This is a genomic window from Agathobaculum faecis, assembly GCF_014287995.1.
GTDB lineage: Bacteria > Bacillota > Clostridia > Oscillospirales > Butyricicoccaceae > Agathobaculum > Agathobaculum ammoniilyticum.
In genome coordinates, this window is the sequence record NZ_JACOPL010000002.1 from 171,278 (window position 1) to 194,861 (window position 23,584).

General features: G+C 62.5%; 24 protein-coding genes and 1 tRNA gene. 14 read left to right on the forward strand and 11 right to left on the reverse strand.

What is annotated here, in order from left to right; translation table 11 throughout:
* Window positions 1-4: 4 nt before the first annotated feature.
* Window positions 5-1,549 carry a ribonuclease Y gene (gene rny, locus H8S45_RS02820; protein ID WP_107631422.1) on the reverse strand — a complete coding sequence of 515 codons (1,545 nt, stop codon included), beginning with the start codon at window positions 1,547-1,549 and terminating at the stop codon, window positions 5-7.
* Window positions 1,550-1,833: 284 nt separating this feature from the next.
* On the opposite strand from rny, the gene pgeF reads away from it, so the two are divergent.
* The 4 genes from pgeF to H8S45_RS02840 all read left to right on the forward strand — a co-directional run bounded on the left by pgeF (window position 1,834) and on the right by H8S45_RS02840 (window position 6,320).
* Window positions 1,834-2,634 (forward strand): peptidoglycan editing factor PgeF, encoded by an 801-nt coding sequence (pgeF, locus tag H8S45_RS02825; protein WP_082397137.1) that lies wholly within the window; start codon window positions 1,834-1,836, stop codon window positions 2,632-2,634.
* 19 nt (window positions 2,635-2,653) lie between these two features.
* Window positions 2,654-4,264, forward strand: a complete 1,611-nt coding sequence (locus tag H8S45_RS02830) for an ABC transporter substrate-binding protein (protein WP_054327372.1) — start codon at window positions 2,654-2,656, stop codon at window positions 4,262-4,264.
* 83 nt (window positions 4,265-4,347) lie between these two features.
* A complete protein-coding gene (gene mnmA / locus H8S45_RS02835) occupies window positions 4,348-5,367 on the forward strand; it encodes a tRNA 2-thiouridine(34) synthase MnmA (RefSeq protein WP_147573785.1) in 1,020 nt (339 codons plus the stop codon).
* 50 nt (window positions 5,368-5,417) lie between these two features.
* Window positions 5,418-6,320, forward strand: coding sequence for a DMT family transporter (locus tag H8S45_RS02840; RefSeq protein WP_054327374.1), 903 nt, complete (start codon window positions 5,418-5,420; stop codon window positions 6,318-6,320).
* Window positions 6,321-6,366: 46 nt separating this feature from the next.
* Here the strand turns inward: H8S45_RS02840 and recG are convergent, their stop codons facing one another.
* Window positions 6,367-8,409: an ATP-dependent DNA helicase RecG gene (gene recG / locus H8S45_RS02845; protein WP_186949521.1), complete on the reverse strand. Its 2,043-nt coding sequence runs from the start codon at window positions 8,407-8,409 to the stop codon at window positions 6,367-6,369.
* Between the two features lie 12 nt (window positions 8,410-8,421).
* Window positions 8,422-9,012 carry a transcriptional repressor LexA gene (gene lexA / locus H8S45_RS02850; RefSeq protein WP_054327375.1) on the reverse strand — a complete coding sequence of 197 codons (591 nt, stop codon included), beginning with the start codon at window positions 9,010-9,012 and terminating at the stop codon, window positions 8,422-8,424.
* Window positions 9,013-9,233: 221 nt separating this feature from the next.
* Here lexA and H8S45_RS02855 point away from each other — a divergent pair, with 221 nt between their 5' ends.
* The 3 genes from H8S45_RS02855 (at window position 9,234) to pth (ending at window position 12,017) form a co-directional block, all read left to right on the forward strand.
* Window positions 9,234-9,584, forward strand: coding sequence for an Asp23/Gls24 family envelope stress response protein (locus tag H8S45_RS02855; RefSeq protein WP_054327376.1), 351 nt, complete (start codon window positions 9,234-9,236; stop codon window positions 9,582-9,584).
* Window positions 9,585-9,677: 93 nt separating this feature from the next.
* On the forward strand, window positions 9,678-11,327 hold the full coding sequence (locus H8S45_RS02860; protein WP_107631427.1) for a DAK2 domain-containing protein: 1,650 nt from the start codon (window positions 9,678-9,680) through the stop codon (window positions 11,325-11,327).
* Between the two features lie 51 nt (window positions 11,328-11,378).
* Window positions 11,379-12,017 carry an aminoacyl-tRNA hydrolase gene (gene pth, locus H8S45_RS02865; protein WP_054327377.1) on the forward strand — a complete coding sequence of 213 codons (639 nt, stop codon included), beginning with the start codon at window positions 11,379-11,381 and terminating at the stop codon, window positions 12,015-12,017.
* A 36-nt stretch (window positions 12,018-12,053) separates the two neighbouring features.
* Here pth and H8S45_RS02870 read toward each other — a convergent pair whose 3' ends face one another.
* From H8S45_RS02870 to H8S45_RS02880, 3 genes are all read right to left on the reverse strand, one after another.
* Entirely contained in the window at window positions 12,054-12,320 is a 267-nt protein-coding gene (locus H8S45_RS02870; RefSeq protein WP_054327378.1) for a barstar family protein, read from the reverse strand.
* Window positions 12,321-12,386: 66 nt separating this feature from the next.
* Window positions 12,387-12,530 carry a sodium ion-translocating decarboxylase subunit beta gene (locus tag H8S45_RS02875; RefSeq protein ID WP_147573789.1) on the reverse strand — a complete coding sequence of 48 codons (144 nt, stop codon included), beginning with the start codon at window positions 12,528-12,530 and terminating at the stop codon, window positions 12,387-12,389.
* A 15-nt stretch (window positions 12,531-12,545) separates the two neighbouring features.
* Window positions 12,546-12,983, reverse strand: coding sequence for a hypothetical protein (locus H8S45_RS02880; RefSeq protein WP_054327379.1), 438 nt, complete (start codon window positions 12,981-12,983; stop codon window positions 12,546-12,548).
* A gap of 186 nt (window positions 12,984-13,169) precedes the next feature.
* Here H8S45_RS02880 and H8S45_RS02885 point away from each other — a divergent pair, with 186 nt between their 5' ends.
* From H8S45_RS02885 to H8S45_RS02900, 5 genes are all read left to right on the forward strand, one after another.
* Window positions 13,170-13,541 (forward strand): BlaI/MecI/CopY family transcriptional regulator, encoded by a 372-nt coding sequence (locus tag H8S45_RS02885; protein WP_054327380.1) that lies wholly within the window; start codon window positions 13,170-13,172, stop codon window positions 13,539-13,541.
* Between the two features lie 18 nt (window positions 13,542-13,559).
* The gene (locus H8S45_RS02890; protein WP_147573790.1) at window positions 13,560-17,861 is read left to right on the forward strand and encodes a M56 family metallopeptidase; all 4,302 of its coding nucleotides are present in this window, start codon (window positions 13,560-13,562) and stop codon (window positions 17,859-17,861) included.
* A gap of 290 nt (window positions 17,862-18,151) precedes the next feature.
* Window positions 18,152-19,279, forward strand: a complete 1,128-nt coding sequence (locus H8S45_RS02895; protein WP_107631429.1) for a sodium ion-translocating decarboxylase subunit beta — start codon at window positions 18,152-18,154, stop codon at window positions 19,277-19,279.
* 18 nt (window positions 19,280-19,297) lie between these two features.
* A complete protein-coding gene (locus tag H8S45_RS16525; RefSeq protein ID WP_256435173.1) occupies window positions 19,298-19,426 on the forward strand; it encodes a hypothetical protein in 129 nt (42 codons plus the stop codon).
* Between the two features lie 61 nt (window positions 19,427-19,487).
* A tRNA-Val gene (locus H8S45_RS02900) sits at window positions 19,488-19,564 on the forward strand.
* Between the two features lie 65 nt (window positions 19,565-19,629).
* Here H8S45_RS02900 and H8S45_RS02905 read toward each other — a convergent pair.
* Complete coding sequence (locus tag H8S45_RS02905) at window positions 19,630-19,929, reverse strand: helix-turn-helix domain-containing protein (protein WP_054327386.1); 300 nt, start codon at window positions 19,927-19,929, stop codon at window positions 19,630-19,632.
* 124 nt (window positions 19,930-20,053) lie between these two features.
* Between H8S45_RS02905 and H8S45_RS02910 the strand changes: the two genes are divergently transcribed.
* Window positions 20,054-20,335: an AbrB/MazE/SpoVT family DNA-binding domain-containing protein gene (locus H8S45_RS02910; RefSeq protein WP_054327387.1), complete on the forward strand. Its 282-nt coding sequence runs from the start codon at window positions 20,054-20,056 to the stop codon at window positions 20,333-20,335.
* Between the two features lie 33 nt (window positions 20,336-20,368).
* On the opposite strand, the gene H8S45_RS02915 is transcribed toward H8S45_RS02910, so the two are convergent.
* The 3 genes from H8S45_RS02915 to H8S45_RS02925 all read right to left on the reverse strand — a co-directional run bounded on the left by H8S45_RS02915 (window position 20,369) and on the right by H8S45_RS02925 (window position 21,723).
* A complete protein-coding gene (locus H8S45_RS02915; RefSeq protein WP_054327388.1) occupies window positions 20,369-20,878 on the reverse strand; it encodes a CarD family transcriptional regulator in 510 nt (169 codons plus the stop codon).
* A 126-nt stretch (window positions 20,879-21,004) separates the two neighbouring features.
* Window positions 21,005-21,544 (reverse strand): GNAT family N-acetyltransferase, encoded by a 540-nt coding sequence (locus tag H8S45_RS02920; protein WP_107631488.1) that lies wholly within the window; start codon window positions 21,542-21,544, stop codon window positions 21,005-21,007.
* A gap of 11 nt (window positions 21,545-21,555) precedes the next feature.
* A complete protein-coding gene (locus H8S45_RS02925; RefSeq protein ID WP_162838363.1) occupies window positions 21,556-21,723 on the reverse strand; it encodes a hypothetical protein in 168 nt (55 codons plus the stop codon).
* Between the two features lie 146 nt (window positions 21,724-21,869).
* Here H8S45_RS02925 and H8S45_RS02930 point away from each other — a divergent pair, with 146 nt between their 5' ends.
* Window positions 21,870-22,184, forward strand: a complete 315-nt coding sequence (locus H8S45_RS02930; protein WP_147573791.1) for a hypothetical protein — start codon at window positions 21,870-21,872, stop codon at window positions 22,182-22,184.
* Window positions 22,185-22,230: 46 nt separating this feature from the next.
* On the opposite strand, the gene H8S45_RS02935 is transcribed toward H8S45_RS02930, so the two are convergent.
* Window positions 22,231-23,514 (reverse strand): adenylosuccinate synthase, encoded by a 1,284-nt coding sequence (locus tag H8S45_RS02935; protein ID WP_054327390.1) that lies wholly within the window; start codon window positions 23,512-23,514, stop codon window positions 22,231-22,233.
* Window positions 23,515-23,584: the final 70 nt, after the last annotated feature.

A 23,584-nucleotide genomic window follows, 5' to 3' on the forward strand; every position in this document is an offset into this window, starting at 1 on the left:
GAGGTTACTTGGCGTAATCGACCGCGCGGGTCTCACGCACCATATTGACCTTGATCTGGCCGGGATAATCCAGCTCATCCTCGATCTTTTTGGCCACGTCGCGGGCGAGCAGCACCATCGCGTCGTCCGAAATCTTATCCGGATTGACGATAATGCGGATCTCACGGCCCGCCTGGATGGCGTACGAGCTGGAAACGCCGGGCGTTTCGTTGGCGATGCCCTCCAGCTTTTCCAGGCGCTTGATATAGTTTTCCAGGTTCTCGCGGCGCGCGCCCGGGCGCGCTGCGGAGATCGCGTCCGCCGCCTGCACCAGGCAGGCGATGGTGGTCTTGGCCTCCACGTCGCCGTGGTGCGCCTCGATCGCGTGGACGATGCCGGGCGCCTCCTTGTATTTACGGGCCAGGTCGACGCCGATCTGCACATGGCTGCCCTCGACCTCATGGTCGATCGCTTTGCCGATGTCATGCAGCAGGCCGGCGCGGCGCGCGGGTACGGGGTCGATGCCCAGTTCGCTGGCCATCATGCCGGCGATGTGCGCGACCTCAATCGAATGCTGCAGCACGTTCTGGCCGTAGCTGGTGCGGTAGCGCAGGCGGCCGAGCGTTTTGACCAACTCGGGATGGATGCCGTGGATACCGGTTTCAAAGGTGGCGCGTTCGCCCTCGGATTTGATGATCTGCTCCACCTCACGGCGGGATTTTTCCACCATTTCCTCGATGCGTGCCGGATGGATGCGTCCATCCACGATCAGCTTTTCCAAGCTCAGGCGCGCGATCTCGCGGCGCACAGGGTCGAACGAGGAAAGCGTAATGGCCTCCGGCGTGTCGTCGATGATCAGGTCCACGCCGGTCAGTGTTTCGAGCGTGCGGATATTACGGCCCTCGCGGCCGATGATGCGGCCCTTCATCTCGTCGTTGGGCAGCGGGACGACCGATACGGTCGCTTCGGAAACATGATCGGCCGCGCAGCGCTGGATGGCGGTGGAAATGATCTCGCGCGCGGTCTGTTCGCTTTCGTCCCTGACGCGCTGGTTGATCTCGCGCAGCTTAACCGCCGCGTCGTGCGTGGCCTCAGCCTCGATCGACTGGACCAGCATCTCGCGCGCCTCGTCGCGGGTCATGCTGGCGATCTGCTCCAGCTTTTCGAGCTGCTCGGCCTTGACACGGGCCAGGTCGTCCTTTTCCTTCTGGGCTGCCTCCAGCTGGCGGGAAAGGTCTTCGTTTTTGCGCTCGAGCGTATCGCTTTTCTTGTCCAGCGCCTCCTCGCGCTGGATCAGGCGGCGCTCGAGCTGCTGGGTCTCGTTGCGGCGCTCCTTGAGCTCGCGGTCGGCTTCGGTGCGCTGCTTGTGGATCTCGTCCTTGGCTTCGAGAATCGCTTCCCGCTTTTTGGTTTCGCCGGCCTTGATGGCCTCGTTGATGATGCGCGTCGCTTCGGTCTCGGCGGAGCCGATCTCTTTTTCCGCAACACGCTTGCGGTACAAAAAGCCAATGACAACGCCCACAACGAGACACACGATACCGGTCACGAGCGGTATGATGATGTCGTTCATTGCTTTGGTGTGTCCTCCTATTGATTTTTTTGAGTGCAGTGGCCCCCTGTCGGACAGAGGTACGGTTATAATGCCCTTGAAAAAAGCCGTGCGTATTTTTACGCAGGCTATATAACAGCAGGTATTATACTAAAAATATTGTAAAGCCTGTTGGTCAAACTGTCAAGAAAAACACGTCCGCGAGCGGGCAGATTTTGGCGCTTTTTGAGAAGAACGGTTTTGCGCCCTTGTGGAGGGGGGCCGCATTTGATATAATAATACAACTGAATCGGGAGGAAAAACGCATGCATCGATCCATGTGCCGCGTTCAGAGCGGCCCATTTGTTTATTATACCTGCCGCCGGCTGCCGGTGCGGCATGCCTTTACGACTAAGTACGGCGGCGTGAGCACGGGACACTGTGAAAGCCTCAACCTGGGCTTCAGCCGGGGGGACGAGGAGGCCAGCGTGCGGGAAAATTACCGCCGCCTGGCGGAAGCGCTCGGCGTGGATGAAAAACGCTTCACGCTGACCCGTCAGATCCACGAAACCGAGGTTTCGGTTGTCGGGGAGGAGCAGGTCGGCATGGGGCTGCACCGCCCGATGGCGTGGCGGTCGGACGCGATCGTGACAGCGCTGCCGGACACGCCGCTCTGCGGCTTTTACGCGGACTGCGTAGTGACCCTGCTGTACGATCCGGCGACGCATACTGCGGGCGTGGCCCATGCGGGCTGGCGCGGCATGGCGGGCGGCATCCTGCCCAAAACCGTGGAGGTGATGGTGGCGCGCCTGGGGGCGAGGCGCGAGAGCCTGATCGCGGTCTTGGGGCCGTCCATCCGGCAGGAGTGCTTTGAAACCGACGCAGATGTGCCGGAGGCGATGGAGCGCCTGCTCGGCGTGGCCGTACGGCCCTATATTCGGGAAAAGGGAGCAAAATTCCATGTCGATCTGCAGGGCATCGGCGTAAAGCTGCTGCGGGACGCGGGGCTCGCGCCGGAAAACGTGATCGACAGCGGGCTGTGTACCATGTGCCACAGCGATGAATTCTGGTCGCACCGCGCGACCCGCGGCGTACGCGGCGTACAGGGCGGCGTGATCTGCCTGTGACGGAAAGGGAGTCCGTTTTATGAAATGGAAAAAACGCGCGCTGGCGGCACTGCTGGCGGCGCTCTGCCTGCTGACGGCCTGCGGGGAAGGCGGGCTGGGCGGGGATGACGGGCCGGTTGATACGGTCGAGGTGTCGGACGCATATTTTGGCATGGCTTGGTACCAGAACGGCACGCTCAATCCGGTGCTGGACAGCACCAGCATCAACCGCCTGTTGTGCGAGGCGCTATATGAAGGCCTGTTCGAGGTCAGCGGCAATTTTACCGCGCAAAATGTGCTATGCGCATCGTATACGGGCGATGGGACAACGTTCACCTTTACGCTGCGGGACGACGTGACGTTCTGGTCGGGCGAGAAGCTGACTGCGGCCGACGTGGTCGCCAGCCTGCAGGCCGCGCAGTATAATGAGGCGTCGCCGTACCATAACCGGCTGGTCGAGGCTGCCTCGATCGAGGCGCTGTCCGGCAGCGAGGTGCGTATCGTGCTGTCCTCGCCCAACATTAATTTCCCCCGCCTGCTCGACATCCCGATCTACCGGCAGGGTTCGGCCGAAAGCGGCGACTTCGCCGACGGGACCGGCCCGTTCCAGCCGGTCAAGGACGGCAACCAGTGGAAGCTGGAGGCCAATGAGAGCTGGCACGGCGGGTTCCTCGGCTCCATCCGCCATATCACGCTGGTACCCATGACACGGGCGGACGCCGCGGAATCCAGCTTCCGCACAGGGGATGTTTCCCTGCTGCGCGAGCCGCGCATCGCACCTGACGGGGCGAGTACGATCATCGGCGGGTCGATCGACACCGTGCGCACCGCGAGCGCGGACCTGCATTACCTGGGCGTCAATTACAGCAACCCCTATCTTGCCAACGCCAAGGTGCGGCAGGCGCTCAGCGCCGCGCTCGGCCGGCAGAGCCTGTGCGACACGCAGCTGCAGACCTTTGCCGCGCCGGCGGTCTTGCCGGTCAATCCGCAGCCCGCAGCCGACGGGCTGACGCTCAATATGTCCGCCGATACCGAGACCGCCGCGCGTCTCCTGCGCGAGGGACTGGAGCAGGCCGGCGGCGCGGGGGACACGGGACAGGACGACGGCGAAACGGATACGGGTGAGGAAGACGCCGACGGAGAGGCCGGCGGGACGGATACCGGCAGCGGCGGCGCGTCCGGCGGGGACGCGGCCCTGTCCATCCGGCTGCTCGTCAACGCCAACAATACGTTTAAGGTGGCGGCGGCGGAACAGATCGCGGCCTCCTGGAAAGCGGTCGGCGTGTCGGTGACCGTGGACCGGCAGCCGTATGAAACCTATGTGTCCATGCTGCAGTCGGGCGATTTTGACGTATATTATGGGGAAACGCTGCTGACGCCGGATTTTGACCTGCGCCCGCTGCTTTCCTCCGACGGCAGCCTGAACTACGGCGGCTATTCCAGCCAGACCATGTCCGCCGCCGTCGCAGCCGCGCGCAGCGGTGACAATCTCGCGGCGTTCTACACGGCGTTCGCGGAGGAAATGCCCTTTATCCCGATCGCGTTCGAGTGCGGGCAGCTGATCATCCGCAAGGGCCTGATCGATAATTTCAGCCCCGCGCCGTACAATGCGTTTGCAGGGCTGGAGGAGTGGACCTCGTCCGGCGAATAAGCGGCGGACGTTCTGTGAAAATGAGCGCGGGGCGCTCATTTTCTTTTTGATGGCAGCCCCGAACAGTAGGAGATTTTACAAGAATGATGGAAAAAGTTGTGTTAGGATTATCAGGCGGCGTGGATTCCGCGGTCGCGGCGGCGCGCCTGCGCGCGCAGGGCTTTGCGGTATACGGGCTGTTCCTGGAGGTCGGTTTGGGCGGCACGGAGGCCGCGCAGCAGGCGGCAGACGAGCTGGGCATCCCGCTTTACGTCGCGCACCGGCGCGAGGCGTTCGAGCAGCAGGTGTGCGCCTATTTCGTGGACTGCTACCGCACCGCGCGCACGCCTAACCCGTGCGTGGTGTGCAACCCGCTGGTCAAGTTCCGTGCGCTGACCGACTATGCGGATGAGATCGGCGCGCCCTATGTCGCCACCGGCCACTACGCCCGCACCGGACGGGACGCGCAGGGGCGCGCGCTCCTGCTGCGCGCCCGCGCGGAAAAGGATCAGACCTATATGATGCACCGCCTGCCGCGGCGGACGGTCGCGCGCTGCCTGTTCCCGCTGGGGGAAAGCGCGGGTAAGGACGAAACCCGCGCTGCGGCGCGCGATATCGGCCTGTCCGTGTCCGAAAAGCCGGACAGTATGGATATCTGCTTCATTCCGGACGGGGATGTGCAGGGCTGGCTCGAGCGCCACGGCGCGGCCTGCCCGCCGGGCAATTTTGTGGACGAGGCGGGCAATGTTCTGGGGCGGCACAAGGGGCTGCACTGCTATACGGTCGGCCAGCGCAAGGGGCTGGGCGTGGCTGCGGCAGGCCGCCTGTTCGTCCACGCGCTGCGGCCGGAGACCGACGAGGTGGTGCTGTCGCTCGAGGACGTGTTCGAAAAGGAAATCAAGGTGCGCGACGTACACTACATCGCGCCCGAATACGCGGAAAACGGCGCGTTCCCCTGCGAGGTGCGCGTGCGCTTTTCCAGGCGCAGCGACCGCGCGCTGGTTTATCCGGAGGCCGGCGGCGCGCGCATCATGTTCGAGGACGTGGTCCGCGCGCCCGCAAGGGGGCAGAGCGCGGTGTTTTATGACAACGATATTGTGATCGGCGGGGGCTTTATCTGCTGAGCCCGCCGGGGCGCGGATGGCCGCGACCGCTGCATAGAGAGGGGGATACCATGAGGGAAAATCACAGGCTGCAGGGGCATTTGCTCGCTATGCTGACTGTGCTGGTATGGGGTACGACATTTGTTTCGACCAAGGTGTTGCTGCGCGCGTTCACGCCGCTGGAAATCATGGTCGCCCGCTTCGGGCTGGGCTTTGTAGCGCTGTTCGCCGCAGGGCGCGGGCTCGTCAGGCCGCAGAAATGGCAGCATGAGCTGCTGTTCGCACTGGCGGGGCTGACCGGCGTGTCGCTGTACTTTCTGATGGAGAATATCGCGCTGACCTATATTTCCGCGTCCCTGGTCGGCGTGATCGTGGCGGCGGCACCGCTGTTCACCGCGCTGGTCGCGGCGGTCGTGCTGCGCGAGAAACTCAGCCGCTGGTTTTTCCTCGGCTTTGTGTGCGCGATAGCGGGTGTGGCGATGACGTCGCTGGCGGGGGTGAGCGAGCTGAACCTCGACCCGCGCGGCGTACTGCTCGGCGTGGGGGCGGCGTTTGTTTGGGGCGTGTATTCGGTGATCGTGCGCAAGCTGGGCGCGATGGGCTACCGCACCGTGCCGCTGACCTGCCGCATTTTCGGCTACGGCCTGTTGTTCCTGCTGGTGCCCGCCCTGCTCGAGGGCTTTCCCGCGCTGCTGTCTGCATGGACCGAGCCGCTTCACGTCGCGAACCTGCTCTTCCTCGGCCTGCTGGCCTCCGCGACCTGCTTTGTGACCTGGAACCGGGCGGTGTTCCTGCTGGGGCCGGTCAAGACCAGCGCGTACATCTATGCCACGCCGGTGATCACCATTATCAGCTCGGCGCTCATCCTGCACGAAACTATGACGCCAATCATGTGGCTGGGCACCGTGCTGGCGCTGGCCGGCCTAGTGCTCTCCGAGCGGCGGGAAAAGCCGGCGGGCGGAGAGGACGCATAAGGGCATAAACGGAAAAAGGGCGGAAGCCATAGCGGCTTCCGCCCTTTTAGTTGAACACCTCGTCGTCCCGTGCGGCGAACATGCGCTGCACGCGCGCAGATAAGGTTGGATAGCCCTCCAGACGCGGATCGGCGGCAAGAATGGCCTCGGCCTCCTCGCGGGCGGACTGCATGAGTGCGAGGTCGGCCGCGAGATCAGCAACATGCAGCGCAGGCAGGCCGTGCTGCCGCCGGCCGAAAAAGTCGCCCGGCCCGCGCTGGGCGAGGTCGGCGCGCGCGATCTCGAACCCGTCGCCGGTCCGGCACAGGATTTTCAGGCGTTCGCGGGCAGATTCTCCCTTGTCCGCGCCGAAAAACACGCAGTAGGACTGCCGCGGCCCGCGCCCGACCCGCCCGCGGAGCTGGTGGAGCTGGGACAGGCCGAAGCGGTCCGCGTCCTCCACTACCATCAGGTTGGCGTTCGGCACGTCCACGCCGACCTCGATCACGGTCGTGGCAACCAGGATATCATACTGCCGCGCGGCGAAATCGCGCATCACCTGCTCCTTGTCCGCGTTTTTCATGCGGCCGTGCAGCACGGCAACGCGGCGGTGCGGCAGGGCGGCCTGCAGGTCCTTTGCGTGCTGCTCCGCGCTTTTGAGGTTTAATTCGCCCTCCTCGACCAGCGGGCAGACGACGTAGGCCTGCCCGCCTGCCGCAATCTGCTTGTCGATAAAGGCGGTGATGCGCCGGCGCATATTTTCTCCCACCGCGTAGGTCTCGACCGGACTGCGGCCGGGCGGCAACTCGTCCAACACGGATACGTCCAAGTCGCCGTACAGAATGAGCGCGAGCGTGCGCGGAATGGGCGTAGCTGACATGACCAGCACATGCGGCGTTTCCCCCTTGGCCGAAAGCGCGGCGCGCTGTGCCACGCCGAAGCGGTGCTGCTCGTCCGCAATGACCGCGCCCAGCCGGTGAAAGGCCACGCCCTGCTGGATGAGCGCGTGCGTGCCGACCACGACCTGCGCCGCGCCGGTTTCGATTGCGGCGAGCGCGGACCGCTTCTGCGCCGCGGTCATCGAGCCGGTGAGCAGGGTGCAGGAAATGCCCAGCCGGCCCAGCAGGGGGGCGAGCGTTTCCGCGTGCTGGACGGCGAGGATCTCGGTCGGCGCCATGAAAGCGGCCTGCCAGCCGTTCTGCGCGGCCAGCGCGCACAGCGCTGCCGCCACGACCGTCTTGCCCGAGCCGACGTCGCCCTGCACCAGCCGGTTCATCGGCCTGCCGGAGGCGCAGTCCGCCGCGACCTCCCCGATCGCGCGGCGCTGCGCGCCCGTGGGGGCGAAAGGCAGCGCGTCCAGATAGGCGTCCAGCCCGCTCTGCGCGAAAAGGATGCCGGAATCGGCGCGGCGGCGCTCCTTGAGCTGCTGCAGGCCGCAGCACAGCAGGAACAGCTCCTCGAACACCATGCGGCGGCGCGCCTCGGCAACTTCGTCCGCTGTCTGTGGGCGGTGGATGGCGGCCAGCGCGTCGGCTGCGTCCGGCAGGCGGTATTTGGCGCGCAGCACCTCGGGCAGCGGGTCGGGCCAGCCGCCCGGCACGGCGGCGAGCGCGGCTTCGGTCACGCGCTCCAGGTCGCGCTGGGTCAGCCCTGCGGTCAGCGGATAGACCGGCACGATGCGGCCTGGGTGGTCCGCGTCCGGCGCGACCTTTTCGGACTGGGGCGAAATGAGCGTCCGCGCGCGGCCAAAGCCCTGTATGCGGCCGTAAAACACATATTCCTGCCCCGCGCGCACCAGCGCGGCGGCGTAAGGGTTGTTGAACCAGGTGACGTGCAGTAAGCCGGACTCGTCAAAAATCGTGCATTTGACCAGCGTCAGCCCCTTGCGGATGCGGCTGAGCTTGGGTTCGGTACCCACGACCGCGCGGACGGTGTATTTGTCCTCCGCGCCGATATCCGCGATGCGGGTGATGCGGGTGCGGTCCTCATAGTCGCGCGGATAGGTCTCAAGCGCGTCGCGCAGGGTGCGGATGTGCAGTTTTTCAAACAGCTTCGCCTTTTTCGGGCCGATGCCCTTGACGAATTGGATGCTGTCGTCCAGTGCCGGCATAGGCGTCGCTCCTTAATATTCCCGATAGACCGCTTTGACCACGCCGAGGATCTGGCAGCCCGTACCGTTGATAGGCGGGTAGGCCGGATTTTCCGGCATCAGCCATACGCCGTCCTGCGTGAGGTTCAGCGTTTTGCAGGTGGCCTCGTCCTCCAGCAGGGCGATGACGATATCGCCGCTGCGAGCCTGCGCGTCCTGCCGGACGATGACGAGGTCGCCGTCCAGGATGCCGGCGCCGGTCATGGAATCGCCGCGGATGCGCAGGGCATAGTATTCCCCGCCGCCGGCCGCCGGCTCGAACGGGACGTATCCGATATGCTCCTCCACCGCAAGGATGGGCAGGCCGGCCGTTACCCGCCCGAGGATGGGGACGCGCGGCACCATGGACGGGCCGCTGACCGGCGTCAGCGCGCGGGATTTATGGTCGCTCGGCTCGAGATAGCCCGCCTCCTGCAGCTTTTTCAGATGCGCGTGTACGGTCGAGGGGGAACGCAGGTCCATTTCAGCGCAGATCTCTCGCACGGAGGGCGGGTAGCCATGCTCCAGGGAGAATTCGCTGATATAATCGAGGATGCGCTGCTGTTTTGGGGAAATTTTTTTCATGGGGTCTGCACTCCTTCACACCTTGCCTGAAAGGAACATACGTTCGCATTTTCTTCATTATACCGTATTATGGCGGGAAAAGCAAACATTTGTTTCTATTGTTGCCGGAAATTTATAGATTCATGACATGCTTTCCGCATTTTGCTTGTATTTACAGGGCATTTGATATAAAATATAAGGTAAGTAACCAGACAGCCAACCAATCACAGGGAGGGTTTTCTATGACGATCAAGACTGATCTTGGATATATCGAAATCACAAACGAAGTGCTGGCCGGCATCGCGGGCTATGCGGCTTCCTCCTGTTTTGGAGTGAAGGGCATGACCATCCGCTCGATGTCGGACGGACTGGCGCACCTGCTCGGACGGGAGAACCAGTCCCGCGGCGTTAAGGTGGCCGAGGCACCGGACGGCGGCGTCGATATCGACCTGCACATCGCGGTGGAACACGGGGTGAACATCGCGACCGTGTGCCGCTCGATCATCGGCGAGGTGCGCTACCATGTGGAGCGTCTGACCGGTGTAGACGTAAAAAACGTGGACGTTTATGTGGAGAGCATTCGCGCGGACTGATAAGCAGGGGGTGCAGACCCCTGTATCCCCATACCGCCGCCGTTCGCGGGGCGCGGACGCGGTCTGAAAACAGAGATTAGGGAGAGTATGCATATGGCAGATCAGAAAATAGACGGCGCGCTTTTCAAATCCATGGTGATCGAGGGCGCGCTCGCCATTGCGGAAAACAAGGAGCGCGCCAATGAACTGAATGTGTTCCCCGTACCGGACGGCGATACAGGCACCAATATGTCCATGACCATGGCGTCCGCCATGACCGAGCTGGACAAGCTGGAGGAGCCGACGCTGGCAAAGGCTGCGGACACGGCCGCCTCCGCGCTGCTGCGCGGCGCGCGCGGCAATTCGGGCGTTATCCTGTCGCTGCTGTTCCGTGGCATGGCGAAAAAGTTGCGCGAGGCGGAGCAGGTGGACGGGCGTGCGCTGGCGCTCGCGCTGCGTGAGGGCGTGGACACCGCCTACAAGGCGGTCATGAAGCCGGCCGAGGGTACGATCCTGACCGTGTCGCGCGTATCCGCCCAGCACGCGGTCGAGGCCTGTCAGGCCGATTCGGCGCTGTCCGCAGAGCAGGTGCTTTGCGCAGTCCTCGAACGCGGGCGGGAGGCGCTCGCGGAAACCGTACACCAGAACCCCGTGCTGGAAAAGGCGGGCGTGGTGGACGCGGGTGCGTTCGGCTTCCTGACCATCCTGGAGGGCATGCTGGACGGGCTGCGTGGCGTCCGCAAGGAGCGCGCGGCCGCGCAGCCGGCGGCGAAGGCCGCCGCGGACTTCGCCGCCATTGCGGACGAGGAGATCACGTTCACCTACTGCACTGAGTTCATTGCCGCGCGCAAGGACAAGGCCCGCAACGTCGGCCGCCTGCGCGCGATCCTGAGCGATATTGGGGATTCGCTGGTTGTAGTGGAGGATGACGACATCGTTAAGGTGCATGTGCATACCGACCAACCGAACAGAGCGCTGGAGGAGGGGCTGAAATTCGGCCCGCTGCTCACGGTCAAAATCGAGAACATGCGCGAGCAGCACACCGCCAAGGTGATCGAGGGTACGGCGGACGCGCCGGCCGAGCGCGTGATCGCCCCGCCGGAGAAAAAATACGGCTTTGTCGCGGTCGCGGCGGGCGACGGCCTGAAAAATGTGTTCACTGACCTGGGCGTGGACATGGTCGTGCAGGGTGGCCAGACCATGAACCCCTCGACCGACGATATCGTGCGTGCGGTGGACGCGGTGCCGGCGGAAACCGTGTTCGTGCTGCCCAACAATAAAAACATCATCATGGCGGCGGAGCAGGCCGCGCACCTGGCGGAGGGCAAAAAGCTGGTGGTCGTGCCGACCCGAACCATTCCGCAGGGGATTTCCGCGATGCTCGCCGCCGATCTGGACAGCGAGCAGGACAGCGGCCTCGCGGCGGCGATGGCCGACGCGGCGGCGCAGGTGCGCAGCGGACAGGTGACCTACGCCGCGCGCGACAGCGAGTTCGACGGAAAGAAAATCAAACAGGGCGAATACCTGTCTCTGTGTGAAGGCAGGCTGTGCGCGAGCGGCCGCGAAAGCGTGGTGCTTAAAAAGCTGGTGCGCGAGATGGTGACCGACGACAGCGCGTTCGCCACCGTGATCTACGGCGAGGGCGTCAGCGCGGAGCAGGCCGCCGAGGTGGAGGCGTTGCTGCGCCGCGAGAACAAGGATATGGAGATCTCGGTCATCGACGGCGGACAGCCGGTGTACTATTATATCCTGTCGGTAGAATAAAAAACAGCAGACGCCTCCCGTCGGGGGAGGCGTTTTGTTTGGAGAAGGACCATGTCAGTATTCGATATTTTCAAAAAGCTGGACGAGCAGAAAGCCGCGCAGGCGGCGGGGCCGGTGGAATGGCTGGTCGTCGGCCTGGGCAACCCGGGCAGCAAATATGACAACACGCGGCATAACGCGGGTTTCCGCGCGCTCGAAGGCTGGTGCGCGCGCAGCGGACGGAGGATCGACCGCATGAAATTCAAGGCTCTGGTGGGCGAGGCCGCGCTCGGCGGCAGCCGCGTGCTGCTGATGAAGCCGCAGACGTTCATGAACCTGTCCGGCGAGGCGGTGCGCGACGCGGCGGCGTTTTACAAGATACCGCCCGAACGCATCATCGTGCTGTCGGACGACGTGTCGCTCGACGTGGGTACGCTGCGCGTGCGCGCGAAAGGCTCCGCGGGCGGGCAGAACGGGCTGAAGAACATCATCTACCATCTGGGCAGCGAGGATTTCCCGCGCGTCAAGATCGGCGTGGGCAAAAAGCCGCATCCGGATTACGACCTGGCGGCCTGGGTGCTGGGCAAGTTCACTGCGGACGAGCAGAAAGCCATCGACAAGGCCTGCGCGGACGCGGTGGAGGCCGCGGCTTGCATCATTGCGGAAGGCTGCGCCGCCGCCGCGCAGAAATACAACGGCAGGCGACTGTGAAAACAGCGTCCGGACCCGCAGGTCCGGACGCTGCTTTTATTCGGCCGAAAGCACGAACGACGGGTTCTCTGCCGCCGCGTCCGCCAGGACGCGCAGCAGCAGTTCGCCGTAGTTCCCCATGTTGTCAACCAGCTTTTCCGCGTGCCGCAGCGTCAGCCGCGCGGGCGGGCAGGCGGTCAGCAGGTCGTAAAGCGCGTCCAGCGTGCGCCCGTAATCGGCCGGAAACCCGAACGCCTTTGCCAGCGCGTCATGCGCCTGCGCGCGCGTATACAGGGTTTCCGCATCCAGAAGCAGCTCCCTCATCTTGTCCATTCCCCCAAATATGAAAAATGCAGGCCCGTTCCGGAAACGGGACGTCCGGTTTTCAGCCTATTCCGCGCGCGGGCCGGAAACAATGATCTCCGTCGGGCCGTCTGCGCCGCCGATCACGCCGACCGAAACGGCCTGCGCGCAACCGGCCAGCAGCGCAGCCGTACCCAGCAGCGCCAGCAGGAGGCATACCGCCTTTTTCATTCCGCACCTCTCTTCCTATGTCGCGTTCGGATAGAACAGGATATACAGCTTGTGATAAAATTCCTGCCCGCGGCCCCCCTCGATGCCGCGCAGCTTGCCGTCTACAAACACAAAGCCGTCCGCGTTGACGCTGATTGAGCTGCCGTTTTCAAAGGTGACGGTCAGGCGGTTGGCGGTCAGCTTATCATCGCCGGGCTGGAAAAAATGCGGATAGGGCGTATAGGTGTAGCCGCCGAGCAGGTCGGTATAGGAAGCGATCTGTTTTTCATCCGTCACTGCGGGGAGCGAGGTGTCGTTTTCGCTCAGCATCAGCGACGCCTGCACGCCCTTGCCCGCGATATCGGTAAAGGACTGGTGATAAAATTTGATGTACAGCATGCGCCCCGCGATGAACAGGAGAATGACCAGCAGGGTGCCGCAGAGCGCAAAACCAAGCGCTGTCGATTTACGCATGATACTTGCTCCTTGATCCGTAAAAATATGGCTTTTGTCCATATCAGGACACTATTAGCATACCGTAAAACCGGAGGGCTGTCAATGTTCCAAACTGTAAACAAAGTATGACTTGACAGGAAAATTCTACTGATGTAGAATAAGGCTGGAAAAAGGTTTTACAACCGTAGAAAAAGGGGTGGGACTATGGACGAAATCAAACGCCTGCCGGATGCGGAGCTGGAGGTCATGCAAACGATCTGGGCGCTTCAGCCGCCGGTGACCGCGGCCGAGGTGCAGCAGAACGCGCCCAAGGAGTGGAAGCCGACCAGCGTGCTGACCTTCCTCTCCCGACTGTGCGAAAAGGGCTTCCTGCGGTGCGAAAAGCAGGGGCGGCAGAACTATTATACGCCGCTCGTTCGGGAGGAGGCATACCTCCAGCGGGAGAGCCGCAGCTTTGTGCAGCGCCTGTGCGGCGGCTCGGTGAAAAATCTGGTGGCGAGCCTGTCGGACGCGGGCGCGCTGACCGAGCGGGATATCGACGAGCTGCGTGCCTTTCTGGACGCGCAGGGGCGGTAAGGACAGGAGGGGTAGGATATGGCACAGAATGAATTGCTGCTGGGGCTGGCGCAGGCCGGCCTGACGGTGTCGGCGGTCGCGCTCGCGCTGTTTTTGCTGCGCAGGACGCTGAAAAAACGCTATCCGGCGCGGGCGGTCTGCGTGATCTGGGCGCTGCTGGCGGTGCGGCTGCTCTTTCCGGTGCAGCTCACGCTGCCCGACCCGCCCATACAGCTCACGCCGCCCGAGAGGACGCTGTATGTGACCTATCATCAGGATGAGACGCAGGCGGCGGGTGCGGCGCAGGACGGTGTGGCGCAGCCCGCACTGCCGCGAGGCGCGTGGATGACCGAAAGCGAGTTTACGCAGAGCGTACAGGTGCAGGAGAACTGGAAAAGCGCCATTCATGTGGACGGTGTGCTGGCGCTGGTCTGGCTGACCGGCGTGCTGTACAACGTGTTTTGGCAGGCGCGGGATTACCGCCGCTACATCCGGCGCCTGAAGGAAGCTTCCGCGGATGTGCAGAGCGAGGCGCTGCACGGCATTTTCGAGGAGCAGAAGCGCTCGCTCGGCATCCGCCGCGCCATTCCGCTGTGTGTGAGCGGTGCGGCGGACTGTCCGATGCTCGCGGGATTTGCCGAGCCGGTGTTGTGGCTGCCGCAGGAAGACCTGTCCGAAGAGGACGCCATGTTCATCTTCCGGCATGAGCTGACGCATTATAAGCGTGGCGACCTGTGGCTCAAGCTGCTGCTGGTGGCGGCGCGGTCGGTACACTGGTTCAATCCGCTGGTGCGCCTGCTGACGCGCTTTGCACAGGAGGATATCGAGCTGGCGTGCGACGACGCGGTGGTGCGCGGTATGGACGGGAGTCAGCGTCGCGCTTACGGGGAAACCATCCTGCGGTCCGCGCAGGCACAGGCGCAGCGGCGGGCGCTGGTGTCGTGCTTCACGGGGGATAAGGAAACGCTCATGCGCCGCTTTGAAGGGCTGTTCGACAAGCGCGCGAAAAAGCGCGGCGCTGCGCTCATTGTGGCTGCGGCGGTGCTGGTCGCCTCGCTCGGATGCGCGGTGTCGGTAGGAGAGAGTAAGGAAAAATTGACAGAGGAAACGCGGCTGGAGATTGCGGAATGGTGGGCAGCGCAGATACACGAGCATATCAACGGCGAAGCGGAGCTGCTTGCCAGCACAGCGGTGCTGCGCGGGGAGGAAACCTATGCCGTAGCTGACCTGCTGCTGATAGAGGAACAGGGAAACATCCCCTATCGGGCGGTGCAGCAGTTGGATTTTCAACGCGATATGGACGGCAAATGGATGATGAAAAGCGCAAAGCCGGTTGCACGGGATGGCGTGACCTCGCTGGAAGAATTCCGCATCCTGTACGAAAACGACCTCGGCCTGCCGGAAAACACTGGGACGGCATCGGACGACGCTGCGGAGCAGTGCAGAGAGATTTTGCGGCTGTCCGGCGGCAGCACGGAGGTCGTCCGCCGCTGGGACGTGACCAACGACGGTGAAAACGACCTGGCCGAGGTGCGGCATACCTTTGACAATGGCGAACAGCTCAGTATCATTATGGCGGCCGGTCAGCCGCAGGACTATACCTACGGCGGCGGGGAAAACGCCCGTACCGCCGCCGACCTCGCGCAGCAGTACGCGCGCGCGGTGGCATATAAGTCGGTGTGGCCGCTGTATCCGGTGCTGTCCGAACAGGAGCAGCAGGCGCTGGTGCGGCAGCAGCAGCACCTTGCCGGCAGCGAGGACGAAAACGCCGTATGGTATACCAAATACGGCGGCTCGTCGCCTTCCTACCGCAATTATGTGATCGTACCGACCGAGGAGGCAAATACCTGTGTCGCGGTGTTCCAGATGTACGGCGGCGGCACGACCGATTACCGCTCCGCGATTGCAATTACCGCCGGTGAGGAAAACGGCCGCAGGGTCATTTCCAAAATGCAGCGGTGTGACGATCACCTGTCGTTCATACAGGATCAGCTGGCAGGACAGGACGCGGGCTATACCATGCGTGAGATATTTGGCCTGTATTATGACTCAGGCCTGCCCTGGCCCGACCTGCAATACGGCAATACCGGGGAAACGGTAGTTAATGCCTCGTTTTATAATGGCGGCCCGATCACTGATCTGGAACAGCCGCTGACCGCAATCGAAAATATCTTCGGCTATTTCGGTGAAACATACGAAGAGATGGAAGGCAACACAACATACATCCGGATGCGGACATGGCTCACCGCCGAACTGATTTCGCAGACGGATACCGAAGCCGTCGTGCGCCTGCACTTCATCGACGGCAGCCCGTCCGTTGATGTGCGCATGGAGAAGACCGAGGGTTATTGGCTGCCGGTCGGGCTGGCGGAACCGCTTGACGGGGGCTTTGCCGCCACGGGGGGCGGGGTAAGCCTGCCCGTGGGCGAGACCACCGAGCAGGCGGTGCGCAACGCCGCGGGCAGCATCCCGCTGCTGCGGGCAGGCGACACCATCGAGCTTTTGTTCGACCCCGCGCCGGCTGGCGAGGTCACGATTGCGGACGCGGTCGTCCGTGAGGACGGTGCGCGCCAGTACGACGAGCGGGTGACCGAAACGGACAGCTTTTCCTATACGGGCGGAGCGTCCAGCATGTCGTACAGCTATCCCGTGGAACATATCACGGCGGAGGCGCTGTCCTCGACGCAGCCGGCTGATGTGTACCGCGGCGTGACCGTGTCCTACACGGCGGCGGATGGAACGGCGCATACCGCCGCATTCGTATTCCGCATAGCGGGCGGCGCGGCGGAAGCCAGCCGCACAATCGACTCCACCGCTTATGTGAACGACGTCTACGGCTATACCCTCACCCTGCCGGCGTGCTTTGTCGGGCAGGGGTATGTAACCGAGAAGGATGGCTGCGCCATGTTCGGCCTGAAAAACGCGTGGCCGGAAGCGACCTCCGACCCGTATGGGGCGGGTACGGTGATGATGCTTGCCGTAGAAGCGACAGACTATCTGCAATCTACCTTTGGCGAGGACTGGCCGGTACCCAGCAAGACGCTGGCCGAGCGCGACGGGCTGACCTATTACCTGACGTTTGCGTCCGACGTGCAGTATGATACGCAGGACAGGGACATCGCGGCCGCGTATCAGGAGATGGATCAGGCCGCGTGGGCGCTGGACGGCGGCTCGCTTACCATCCATGCGCCGGACGAAGCCCAGCGGCGGGCGCGCATGGAAACCTATCTGAACGGTGTGGCGTTTCTGGATGGGCTTGCGCGCTATACGCGGGACTACGACAGCACGATCTGGACCGAGCGTGACACGGTCGGGATAGACGGCGGCAGCGCGACGGTGGCGTATGAGCTGTGGGACAGGCAGCACCGCCCATACCGCGCGGTGGAGGCGCTGGAGGCCTCCGACAAGGGCGGTTATCACCTGACCCGACAGGAGTGGTTGCTGGATGAAACCACGCCGACCGATTCGCTCGAACGCTTCCTGCTGCGGTACGACAACAGCGGGCTGGGCCTGCCGGAGTTCAGCGAAGCGCGGGTGCGCGCCCTGCTGGCGAACGCTTCGCTCACCGCCCTGCGCGATCCGGCGCGGGCGATGGAATGGACGCTCGGCCTGTCGGGCGGCACGGCGGGCGACCGCATTGTGCATCCGGTGAAGCAGGGCGAAAGCTGGGTCTATACCTTTGCGGACGGCGGTCAGGTGCGCGTCGGCATGAGGGCCGTGCGGCTGGGGGATGCGGTGCAGCCCATCTACCTGCCGGTCTGGTGGTCTTTGGACACGGCGGGCGGCTCGGGTTGGGAATTCGATCCGTACAGCTACATGATGCGCAAGGAAACAAACGATTTTTCCGGCTGCACCGTGGAGGAGCTGGCGTATTACCTTAGCCTGTCGGACGGCGCATATGCCGAGAATATCCTGCATGAACTGGACCTGCAGTGGCGCTGGTCGCCGCAGGAGGTGGAAAACGCGGTTGCGGGCAACGATATCGCGCGCGCGGCCTGGGAACGGCACCGCGGCAGCTTTGAAGCGCGGTTCCCGCCGGATGAGATTGAGGCCGCGTACCAGGCCGTGCGCGATTACACGGCGGCAAATGGGTTTTCGGTCGAAAACCTGCGCTATGATCCGGCCAGCGAGCGTGCATGGTCGGAAAACATTATGGAAAGCGGCGTGCTGCGGGACAACGTGCAGGAGGACGGCCTGACGATCGACAATGTAATTACCGTCATAGGCGACGCGCGCTTCGGCGAAGGCGCATGGCGCGACAAGGCCGACGGTTACTCGTTCACCCTGTACCGCGGCGCAGACGGCAAGTGGGTGCAGGAGGATGGTGCCTTTGGCTACTGACCCGATAAACCTTAGCGAATCCTTTGCGGGTTTCCGCTTGACACCCCAGCGGGCCCGATGGTAAGATATCCTTAAACAAAGGGGAGTAGTCGGCGCGGCATGCCGCGCGGCAGCGCCAACAAGCATGGCGGGGCGTGCGATCCCGTTCTGGCTGTTGCCTGAAATGACCAGACCTGCGTTTTCCTGTGGGAAGACGCAGGTCTGTTTGTCTTTCCCAGAGGCATCCCAGGTCCGGAAAGCGGCGTCTGGAATGGAGATTCTGCCATATATTATGTATAGGGGGCGATAACGTGGAATTTTTGTATGAGGGCCTGCTTTCGATCACTTGGCAGCAGGTGGTGATGTACTGCGTCGGTGGGTTCCTGATCTGGCTGGCGATCGAAAAACAGTATGAGCCGTCGCTGTTGCTGCCCATGGGCTTCGGCGCGATCCTGGTCAACCTGCCGCTTTCCGGCGTGATCGACCAGATGACGCAAGGCGTGGGCGAGACAAACGGCATTATTCAATGGCTGTTTGAAGCCGGCATCGAGGCGAGCGAGGCGTTCCCGCTGCTGCTGTTCATCGGCATCGGCGCGATGATCGACTTCGGCCCGCTGTTGGCAAACCCCAAGCTGTTCCTGTTCGGCGCGGCGGCGCAGGTCGGCATTTTCCTGACCATCATCGCGGCCGCGCTGCTGGGCTTCGACATCATCGACGCGGCCTCCATTGGTATCATCGGCGCGGCGGACGGGCCGACCTCGATCCTGGTGTCGCAGGTGCTCGGCTCGCGCTATGTCGGCGCGATTGCGGTTGCGGCGTACAGCTATATGGCGCTGGTGCCGATCATCCAGCCGTTTGCGATCAAGCTGGTGACGACAAAGAGGGAACGCGCGATGAAAATGCCTTACGCGGCCGGTCAGGTCAGCCGCCGCACGCGCATCCTGTTCCCGATTGTGGTGTCGATCGTCGCCGGACTGGTCGCGCCCGCGTCCGTGTCACTGGTGGGCTTTTTGATGTTCGGCAACCTGATCCGCGAGTGCGGCGTGCTGGAGAGCCTGTCCAAAACCGCGCAGCATGAGCTGGCCAACCTGATTACCCTGCTGCTGGGCATTACAATCTCGTTCTCCATGCGCGCGGCGCAGTTTGTGACAAAAGAAACGCTGCTCATCCTGTGTCTGGGGCTGATCGCGTTCGTGCTGGATTCAATCGGCGGCGTGCTGTTTGCCAAGGTACTCAACCTGTTCTGCAAAAACAAGGTCAACCCCATGATCGGCGCGGCAGGCATATCGGCCTTCCCCATGTCCGCGCGCGTGATCGAGAAGCTCGGCATGCAGGCCGACTGCACCAACCACCTGCTGATGCACGCGGTGGGCGCGAACGTCGCGGGTCAGATCGCCTCGGTCGTGGCCGGCGGCGTGATCCTTGGATTTTTCATGTGAGAAAGGGGCGCGTAAAGGATGAATGAAGCTGTATGGACGGCGATTGCCCTACTCGGGCAGGGCATGGCGGGTATTTTTACCGTGCTGATCGTGATTGCCCTGATCGTGGCGCTGATGGGGAGGCTGGATAAAAACAATAAAACTTGACCGCAGAAAGGCTTGCAAACCCCGTCCTGTTCTGGTATAATAATCAGGTAACCAAATGAATGGGGTTGTAGCTCAGCTGGTCAGAGCGTTCGCCTCACACGCGAGAGGTCGTGGGTTCGAGCCCCGCCAACCCCACCAGTGGAAAACCGTCACGAAAGTGACGGTTTTTTCGTTTTTTGAGGACGGGGAGCCGCGTCCGGCGTTCATTCGGGACGCTGGTTTTTGCGCCGGAGGTGCGTGACGAGCTGGTGGACCAGGGCGATATCATCGCCCGTCAGGCCATCGATGGAGATGGTCTGCGTTTGCGGTACGCAGAGAATAAAATCGGTCGACACCCCAAAAAGCTGCGCCAGTTCGACGATATACTGCGTGCTGGGGACACTGATGCCCATTTCCCAGGCGTTCACGCTGGAGCGCGTGATATCCAGGCGGCCCGCAAGCTCGGCTTGCGACAGGCCGAAATTTTCACGCAGCGTCTTGATGCGTTCGGCTGTTGCTATCATTTTCATCACCCTTTTAGTATAGGGTAATGTAATCGAATTGATACTGCATTATCAAATAGATGTTTGCAATTGACATATAAAGCCGCGGGCAGTATACTGATACTGGGTGATAAAGGTGATAAATATGAAAGCTACGGGGATTGTGAGAAAAGTGGACAATCTGGGGCGGATCGTACTGCCGATGGAGCTGCGCCGGACTATGGATATCGCGCGCGACGACCTGCTGCAGATCAGTATGGCGGGCGGTGAGATCCGCCTGACCAAATTCCAGCCGGCATGCCTGTTCTGCGGCGAGTCGCTGGAGGTCGTCGATTTCAGGGGCAAACGGGTGTGCAGAGGGTGCATCCGCAAGCTCCAAAAAAGCCTGAAAGTGAACAAACGCCGTCCTGTTCGGGGGCGGCGCTGAAAAAACCCTGCCGCGGCTGCGGCAGGGTTTCTGTTATGCGTGAACGCATGTCTTGTGCGATGCGATTGAGCGGGCGATATAGGGCTGCACCTCCTTGAGCGGGATACCGAGAGCGACCGCCAGTTCGCTATGCAGCAGATCTTCCGCGCGCTTGCGGTAGCGCTGGTCGATTTGGCTGACGCGCCGGCCGTTGCGCCGGGATTTGGCGTACACCGTCTTAATCAGCTGCACCAGCTCATGACAGTCGTGGCTCTGCAGCGCGGCCTGGTAGTGCTCGCTCGCCAGCCGGAGGCTGTGGGTGGTGAAGCTATCCTCCTCAATAGCGGGGATGGATTCGATCAGCGCTTCGGCCTGCTCCCTGGAAATGACCGGACGCATGAACACCGGGGAATCGACCGGTATATAGATGGTTTCCGTGCCGTATACGGGCGTGAGGGTGTAGTAAAGGCGGCCCTCGTCCCTGGCGAAAGCAGGCTGTCCCACCGCGGTCACCTCACAGACGCCGCTGGTCCCGTAAACGATGAATTCGCCCGTGTGATACATTTTATTCCTCCTCGCAAATATGGCCGATGCGGAAGCGTTCCGCACTTCTGCGTTATAAAACTCGGCTGTTCTATATAAGATTATAGCATATTTTGTGGGGAAATGTAAGCGAAAATTATTTTTTGTTCACAGGCCGGCCCGTGCGGCCGCTTCGTGCGTCAGGTAAAAGTGCAGGTGGTCCTTGATCTCGCCGTTATAGAGCAGCTCCGCGCGGTGCAGCGTCCCCTCGTATGCAAAGCCGCATTTTTCCAGCACGCGGCGGGAGGCTGGGTTGTCCGGATAGCAGGTGGCCGAGATCAGGTCGAGCGCCATCTGCTCAAAGCCGAAGCGGAGGACCGCCCGCACCGCCTCGGTCATATAGCCCTGCCCCCAATAATCCACACCGAGCGCGTAGCCGAGCGAGCGGGCCGAGCCGTACTGCCGCGCGGAGTCTGCAATCAGGCCCACCGAACCCATCAGGCGGCGGTCGCCCCTGCGTTCGACCGCCCACACGCTCGGCTGGTCAAGAAAGACAAGGTGCAGGATGTCGCTCGATTCCAGCAGGCTTTCGTGCGGCTTCCAGCCCGCATTCCGGCCGACCGGCTCGTCCTTGGAATAGGCGTAGAGGGCCTCGGTATCGTCCTCACGGAAGGGGCGCAGCGTCAGACGTTCGGTGATCAGCTCCATAAAAACTCTCCTCAGGTTTCATCGGTATCCAGATGGTCAAGCGCGTATTGGCAGCATTGGGTGACGAGCTGGTTGAGGGACACGTCCTTCTGCTGCGCGACCGATTCCAGCTCCTGCACCAGCTCGCGCGGCATGCGAAAGGTTTTGTTGACATATTCCGTCTTTTTGACTTGAAACATTTTTTCACCGCCTTACTCCCTTACTCCATATTATAAGTGCAATGAAGCGGTGAATATACGCGCGCATTTTACATGATCATTTATCTTGCAAAATATCTTGTAAAAATAATTGCAGCATGCTATACTGAAAAAAAGGAGGGGCGCGGATGAACGGCGAAAAGCGGCGTACGCCATGCGGCGGAGCGTTAAGGAGGATACTGGCGGCGGCGCTGCTGGCGGTTTTTGCGTTTTTTGCGGGCCGCTCCTGCGAGCGGGACCATCTTTCCCCAGAGCAGGGCGCGGGCATGCGGGTCACCCTGACCCTGTATGACGGGGCCGGGCGTCCGGTCTGCCGCGCAGACCGCGTGGTGAGGCAGGACGGGCGGCAGGGCCGGTGGGAGTGCCGGGGCAGCATCGCGCCGGAGGAGCGGGACGGCTCGTATGTGCTGACGGTGCAGGAGGAAACGGGCGAAAAACGGTAGGATAAAGAAAACGGCTGCGAAAGCAGCCGTTTTTATTATGCGTCCGTCAGGCCAGCTCGATGACCTGGTCGCGCGCCGGTCCAACGCCCAGCATGGTGATCGGGCAGCCGATCAGGCGCTCCAGCTCGCGGATGTAGCTCTGCACGGTCTGCGGCAGCTCGGCAAACGAGCGGCAGTCCGTGATATCCTCGTCAAAGCCGTCGAACTCCTCGTACACAGGCTCGCAGCCGTCCAGCGCCAGGAAATTGGCGGGCAGCTCGGTGACGGTTTCGCCGTTCTTCAGCCGGTAGGCCACGCACACCTTGAGCTTGGGCAGGCCGCGCAGCGGGTCGATCTTGTTGATTACGGCCTCAGTCATGCCGTTGACACGCACCGCGTAGCGCGCCACAACCGCGTCGAACCAGCCGGTGCGGCGCGGGCGGCCGGTGACCGTGCCGAATTCGCCGCCGGCATTCCGGATGTAATCACCGGTGTCGTCGAACAGCTCGGTCGGGAACGGACCCTCGCCCACGCGGGTTGTGTAGGACTTGAATATGCCCATGATGCTGCGCACCGCGGTCGGGCCGACGCCCGAGCCGATGCAGCAGCCGCCCGCTACCGGATGCGACGAGGTGACGAACGGATAGGTACCCATATCCAGGTCGAGCAGCGTACCCTGCGCGCCCTCGAACAGCACCTCCTTGCCAGCCTGAACCGCTTCCCAGGTCAGGAGCGAGGTGTCGGTCACATAGGGGCGCAGGCGCTCGGCGTAGGCGCGGTATTCCGCGACGACCGCGTCCGCGTCGATCGGCTCGCCGCCGTACACGCCCGTAATCACGCGGTTTTTGTACGCGCACGCCTCGCGGACGACGGTTTCAAACCGGTCCGGATCGACAAAATCATGCATGCGTACGCCGCTGCGCTCGGATTTATCCATATAGGTCGGGCCGATGCCCTTTTTGGTCGTGCCGATGGCGGTGCCATCCTTGGCCTTTTCGGCCTCGCTCAGCGCGTCCAGTTCCAGGTGCCACGGCAGGATACAATGGCAGCGGGCGTCGATGAACAGCTTGTCAGTCGAAACGCCCTTTTCGTGCAGGCCGTCGATTTCGCCCAAGACCGCCTTGGGGTTGACGACCACGCCCGGCCCGATCACATTGACGCACGCCGGATACAGGATGCCCGAGGGGATGAGCTGCAGCTTGTATTTTTCGCCGCCCGCGACGACCGTGTGGCCCGCGTTGTTGCCGCCCTGGCTGCGTACGACCAGATCGGCCCTGCCCGCGAAAATATCGATAAATTTACCCTTGCCCTCGTCGCCCCACTGCGCGCCGAGGATCACCTTACCTGGCATAGGAGTTCATTCCTTTCTTGCACTTGCGCATGCTTTCCGCATGTCATACAGATAAAGTATAGCATAGGGG